The 6,144-nt window shown below is 71.4% G+C and carries 2 protein-coding genes; both read right to left on the bottom strand.

Annotation, left to right across the window (positions count from 1 at the left end):
* Positions 1 to 1,826 (bottom strand): condensation domain-containing protein (locus PO605_RS30570; RefSeq protein WP_272207326.1); only part of this gene is annotated, 1,826 nt, incomplete at its 3' end.
* The coding region (locus tag PO605_RS30565) for an amino acid adenylation domain-containing protein (protein ID WP_272207325.1) at positions 1,826 to 6,144 on the bottom strand (4,319 nt) is incomplete at its 5' end. The genes PO605_RS30565 and PO605_RS30570, both read right to left, overlap by 1 nt.

Here is a 6,144-nt window from a genome sequence, read left to right as displayed (position 1 = left end):
TGCGCCAGCCGGTCCGCCGGGTAATCCGGGTCCAGCGGCACATAGGCGCCACCGGCCTTGAGGATGGCCAGCAGGCCGACCACCATCTCCAGCGAGCGCTGCATGGCAATGCCCACGCGTGTCTCGGGACGCACACCCAGGGTGATGAGGCAGTGGGCCAGGCGGTTGGCTTGGGCGTCGAGTTCTGCGTAGGTCAGTCGTGCGGACTCGCAGGTCAACGCCATCGCATCCGGCCGTTGCTGCGCGCTTGCCGCAAAGCGCTGGTGCAGGCAGGCGGGCTGCGCAGGGTTGAGGGCAGGTCCATTGCGTGTACTGCGGCGCGCACTGCGGTCCAGAAGCTGCGCCTGCTCATCGCCGGGCAGCAGCTGCACCTGGTCCAGCGCGCACTGCGGCGCATGCGCCAGCGCCTGCAGCAGCAGCGACAGATGCGCGCCCATGCGCTGCACCGTGGCCGGCTCGAAGCGCTCGCGCGCATAGGCAAAGCCCAGTTGCAGGCTGCCGTCGGCGCGGCGGCTGGCGTGCAGGGTCAGCTCGAACTGGGCGGCCAGGCCGTCCAGCTCCAGCTTCTGGATCTCCAGGCCCGCCAGGCCGGCCGCCTCTTCGTGCTGGTAGTTCAGCATCACCTGGAACAGCGAGCTGCCGTCCAGGCTGCGGCGCGGCTGCAGTGCCTCGACCAGTTGCTCATAGGGCAGGTCCTGGTGGGCCAGTCCCAGGCGGACCCGCTCGGCCAGCTGGGCCAGCAGCTCGTGCAGGCGCATGCGGGGATCGAGCCGGCCACGCATCACCAGCGTGTTGACGAAGAAGCCGACCAGCGGCTCGGCCTCGGGCTGGTTGCGGTTGGCCACGGGCACGCCCACGCGGATATCGGTCTCGGCGGTATAGCGGTGCAGCAGGGCCTGGAACCCGGCCAGCAGCGCCACGAAGAGGGAGGTGCCCTGCTCGCGGGCACGCTGCTCCAGTCCGGCCACCAGGCTGGCGGGCAGATCGAGACGGTGCCAGGCGGCATGCCAGCGGGTCTCGGCGCCCGGCGCGCGGGCATGGTCGGCGGGCAGCTCCAGATGCAGGCCCTGCCCCCCGGCCAGCTCGGGCAGCCAGTAGTCCAGCAGGCGCTGCCTTTCCCCGGCCTCCAGCCAGTCGCGCTGCCAGGCGGCGTAGTCGGTGTAGGCAATGGGCAGCGGCGGCAGGCGGGTCGGGCGCTGCTGCACCAGTGCCGCGTACAGGCCGGCGAACTCCTCCAGCAGGATCTGCATGGAGCGGCCGTCGGAGATGATGTGGTGCATCACCACCACCAGCAGGTGCTGGCGGCTGTCCAGGCGGACGGCGGCCACGCGCAGCAGCGGTCCGCGCGTCAGGTCAAAGGGCGTGAGGCACAGGCGCTCGGCTTCGGCCAGGGCCCGTTCGCGCCGCTGTGCGGCAGGCAAGGGGGTCAGGTCGATCAGCGGCAGCTCCAGGGCCAGCTGCGGCACGATGCGCTGCCGCGCCAGGCCGTCGGGGCTTTCCTCGAACACCGTGCGCAGTCCGCCGTGGCGCTCCAGCAGCACGCCGAACGCCTGCCGCAAGGCCGCCAGATCCAGCTCGCCATGCATCCACGAGGCCTGGGCGATGTGGTAGGCCGAGCTTTGCGGGTCCAGCTTCCACAGGAACCACTGGCGCAGCTGCGCATGGGACAGGGCTTCGGTCTGGTCGGGCGATGGTGCGCGCACCGGGATGGGGAAGTGCGAGAGATCCAGTCCCTCGGCCCGGATCTTTTGCAATGCCAGCGTGCGCTGGGCAGGGCTCAGGCTTGCAAAGCGCTCGGCGATTTGGCGCAGGCGGCCACGGTCCATCAGATATCTCCCAGAGTTTCGAGAAAGGAATCCAGCGCATCGAGCGCCTGCGCATCCGCGCCTGTCGTGCCTGTTGCACCCGCAGCACCCGCAGCATCCGCGCCGCCATGGGCCGGCAGGCGCACCAGGCCCGCCATGTCCTGCAGCACCGGGGTGCGGAAAATGTCCTGGGCGGTCAGCCCCGCAGCGCCTGCCCCCTGCAGCCGCGCCAGCAGTTGCACCACCTTGAGCGAGTGCCCGCCGCGCTCGAAGAAGCTGTCGCGGCGGTCCACGCGGCCACCGCCCAGCAGCTCGGACCAGAGCCCGGCCAGCATTTCCTCGGCCTGCCCCGAAGGCGCCTCGTAGGACGGGTCGGCCGGCGCCTGCGCCGCAGGCAGCGCGGCACGGTCCACCTTGCCGCTGTTGTTCAGCGGCAGCGTGTCCAGCACCACGATGGCGGACGGCAGCATGTAGTCGGGCAGGCCGCTGGCCAGTCTTGCGCGCAGTGCCGCAGCGTCCAGGGGCGGGCCTGCATGCAGCGGTGCATGTAGCGGTGCATGCAGAGATACATGCGCCACAAGGCGCGTATCGCTGCCGGACCCCGCTGCCGTGACCACGGCCTCGCGCACCTCGGGCTGGGCCAGCAGCGCGGCCTCCACCTCGCCCAGCTCGATGCGGTGGCCGCGGATCTTGACCTGATGGTCCAGCCGGCCCAGGTATTCGAGCGCGCCATCGGCATTGCGGCGCACCAGGTCGCCCGTGCGGTACAGGCGTTCGCCAGCCGCGCCCGGTCCCGCGAAAGGGTCGGCCACAAAACGCTCTGCGCTCAGGCCCGGCCGCTGCCAGTAGCCGCGCGCCAGGCCCTGGCCGCCAATGAACAGCTCCCCGGCCACGCCTTGCGGCACGCAGCGCAGCCCTTCGTCAAGCACCAGCAGCCGGGTGGCCGCGATGGCCTGGCCCAGGGTGGCGGCATCGCCCTGCACCTGCTGCAGGCTGGACCAGATCGTGGTCTCGGTCGGGCCGTAGAGGTTCCAGAGGTCCACGCCCGCCGCGCGCAGCAGGGCGATCAGGTCCGGCGCAAGCGCCTCGCCGCCGCACAGCGCCTTCAGCGGCCGTGCCGCCTTCCAGCCACCGGCCAGCAGCAGGCGCCAGCCCGAGGGCGTGGCCTGCATCACGCTGGCGCGGCTGCGCTCCAGCAGCGCCGCCAGCGCGGCCGCGTCGCGCACCTGTTCGCGCCCGGCCACCACCAGCTGCGCGCCCACGGCCAGGGGCAGGAAGATCTCCAGGCCCGCAATGTCGAAGGACACGGAGGTCGTGGCCAGCACCACGTCCTGCGCCTGCAGGCCCGGCTGTGCCGCCATGGACTGCAGGAAGTTGGAGAAGGCCGCATGCCGCACCACCACGCCCTTGGGCCGGCCGGTGGAGCCCGAGGTGTAGATCACATAGGCGGCCTGGTCGCCATGCACCTCGACGCGGGGCGCGCGTTCCGTGCCTGCCTGCGGCCCTGGCTCCGTTGCCTCCACTGCCTCCACTGCCTCCGGTACCTCCAGCGCCTCCAGTTCCAGCACCTTCGGCACGCTGGCGGCGAGCAAGGCCAGCCGGCCCGGCGCCAGGCCCGAGGCCAGCGCCAGGCAGGCCCCGCTGTCCTGCAGCATGTACTGCATGCGCTCATCGGGCAGGGCTGGATCGACGGGCACGTAGGCAGCGCCCGCCTTGAGGATGGCCAGCAGGCCGGCCACCATGGCGGCCCCGCGCTCGGCCACCAGGCCCACGCGCTGCCCGGGCCGCAGCCCCTGGGCGATCATGGCCTGCGCCAGGCGGCTGGCCCGCCGGTCCAGATCGCCGTAGCTGAACACCTGCCCGTCCGCGGCCAGGGCCAGGGCCTGGGGCCGCTGCCTTGCCTGCGCCTCGAACATGCGGTGCACCGGCAAGGCCTGCGGCCAGGACCGGGGGTTGCAGGCCTGCGCCAGCAGCGCCTGGCGCTCGGCCGGGGGCACCACGTCCAGCGTGCGCAGGTCGCGGCCGGGCTGCTGCTGCAGCGCCTGCACCAGCGCCTGCAGGGCCTGCTGCATGTAGGCGCAGACACGCCCGGCCCCTACGCTGCGCACCACCTGGGCGACGAGCACAAAGCCCTGGCCGTCGTCATCCACGGCCATGCCCACGGGATAGTTGCTGCGCTCGGGGCGGCCCAGCACCTGCACGCCGGCCCGGGCCAGCTCTTGCGCAGCGCCCTCTGCCGCGCCATGCCGGTAGTTCAGCAATGCGCCGAACAGCGGCGTTCCCGCAGGCAGGCCGCTACAGCGCTGGGCCAGCGACAGGCTGGCATGCTCGTGCTGCAGCAGCGCCGCAAGCGCCGCCGCCGTGCTGCGCAGGCCCTGGAGCACGCTGCCTTCGCCCAGCGGCAGGCGCAGCGGCAAGGTGTTGATGAACATGCCCAGCGCCTGCTGCGCACCGGCGCCGCCGTCCATGCGGCCCATCAGCACGGTGCCGAAGACCGGCTCCTGCCTGCCGCTGGTGCGGGCCAGCACCAGCGCCCAGGCCAGGTGGCAGAGCGCGGCGGGGCTGACCCCGTGCGCACGCGCCTGGCCGCGCATGCCCTGGGCCAGTGGGGCGTCCAACCGCAGACGGGCCTCCTCCATGCCACGGCCATCGCCTTGCACGTCCAGCAGGCCGAAGGCGGCCGTGGGCTCCTGCACATCGGCCAGCATGCGGCGGAAGAACCGCTCGTGCGCCTCGGCCGCCACGCCCTGGCGCGCCTGCGCCACAAAGCGCCGGAAGGGCACGGGCACCGGCAGCTCGGCCACGCGGCCCTGCTGGAGCCGCAGCACTTCCTGCAGCAGCAGGTCCAGCGTGATGCGGTCCATCACCAGGTGGTGACTCAGCAGCTGCAGCAGCCAGCGGCCTTGCCCGGCATCGTGCGCGGCCCGCGCCCCTATCATCGGCGCCTGCCGCACGTCCAGGCGCAGGTCGTGGCTGCGCAGTTGCTCCAGCATCTGCGGCACCAGTGCCTCATGTGCCTCATCCGCATCAGGCCACTGCAGCTGCAGCGGTGCCTGGCGCAGCACCACCTGCACGGGCTCGGACAGCCCCTCCCAGAGCACGGCCGTGCGCAGGATGTCATGGCGCGCAATCACCTGGTTGAGGCTGTGCACGAAGGATTGCAGCTGCTCGCGCGTCCCGAAGCTCAGCAGGTTGGGCGAGACGAACACATCGCCCCCGGACTGCAGCAGGTGGTGGAACAGAATTCCCTCCTGCAACGGCGCCAGCGGATAGATGTCCTGGATGTTGGCTGCGCCACCGGGCACCGCAGCGGCGATGCGAGCAATCTCATCTTCATCCAGCGCCACCAGGGTCAGCATGTCCGGCGTGATCGCCATGCAGCCTTCGGGGATGCCGTTGGGCGGCACATCGATCTCGCCGGCCACCTGCGCCCCTTGCTCACCCTGCTGATCCTGCCGCACCGCCTGCGCAAACTCTGCCAGCCTCGGGTGCTGGAACAGCGTGCGCACCTGCACGCGCAGGCCCCGGGCGCGCACGCGCTCCAGCAGGCCCAGGGCGAGCAGCGAATGCCCGCCCAGCTCGAAGAAGCCGTCCTGCCGGCCCACGCGCTCCACGCCCAGCACCTCGGCCCAGATCTGCGCCAGCGTTTCCTCCAGCTCTCCCTGCGGTGCCTCGTATTGCTGGGCGCTGACCATCTCCGGCTCGGGCAGCGCCTTGCGGTCCACCTTGCCGTTGGCCGTCAAAGGCAGGGCGTCGAGCACGACGATGGCCGAGGGCACCATGTAGTCGGGCAGCACCTGGCCCAGTCGTCCCTTGAGCAGACCCTCTGCGATTTCTGCATTCAGCGACACATAGGCGATCAGTCTGGCACCGCCCGCCCCCTCCTTGGCCAGCACCACTGCCTCGCGCACCTCGGGCTGGGCCAGCAGTTGCGACTGCACCTCGCCCAGCTCGATGCGGAAGCCCCGGATCTTGACCTGCTGGTCGGCACGGCCCAGGTATTCGAGTTCGCCCTGAGCGTTCCAGCGCACCAGGTCGCCCGTGCGGTACAGGCGCTCGCCCGTCTCGCTGAACGGGTTGGCAACGAAGCGCTCTGCCGTCAGCCCTTGCCTGTTGAGATAGCCGCGTGCCAGTCCTTCGCCCGCCACGTACAGCTCCCCGGCCACGCCCTGCGGCAGCAGGTTCAGGCTGCCGTCGAGCACATACAGGCCCAGGTCCGGAATCGCCACGCCCACGGGGCTGCGTCCGCCCTCCAGATCCGTCTTGGTGATCTCCCGGTACGTCACATGCACCGTGGTCTCGGTGATGCCGTACATGTTGATGAGCTGCGGGCTCTCGT

This window comes from Delftia sp. DT-2, assembly GCF_028401915.1.
In the GTDB taxonomy this organism is placed as follows: domain Bacteria; phylum Pseudomonadota; class Gammaproteobacteria; order Burkholderiales; family Burkholderiaceae_C; genus Comamonas; species Comamonas tsuruhatensis.
The sequence above is the reverse complement of the archived record's forward strand: the minus strand, read 5'-3'. Positions and strand labels throughout refer to the sequence as shown.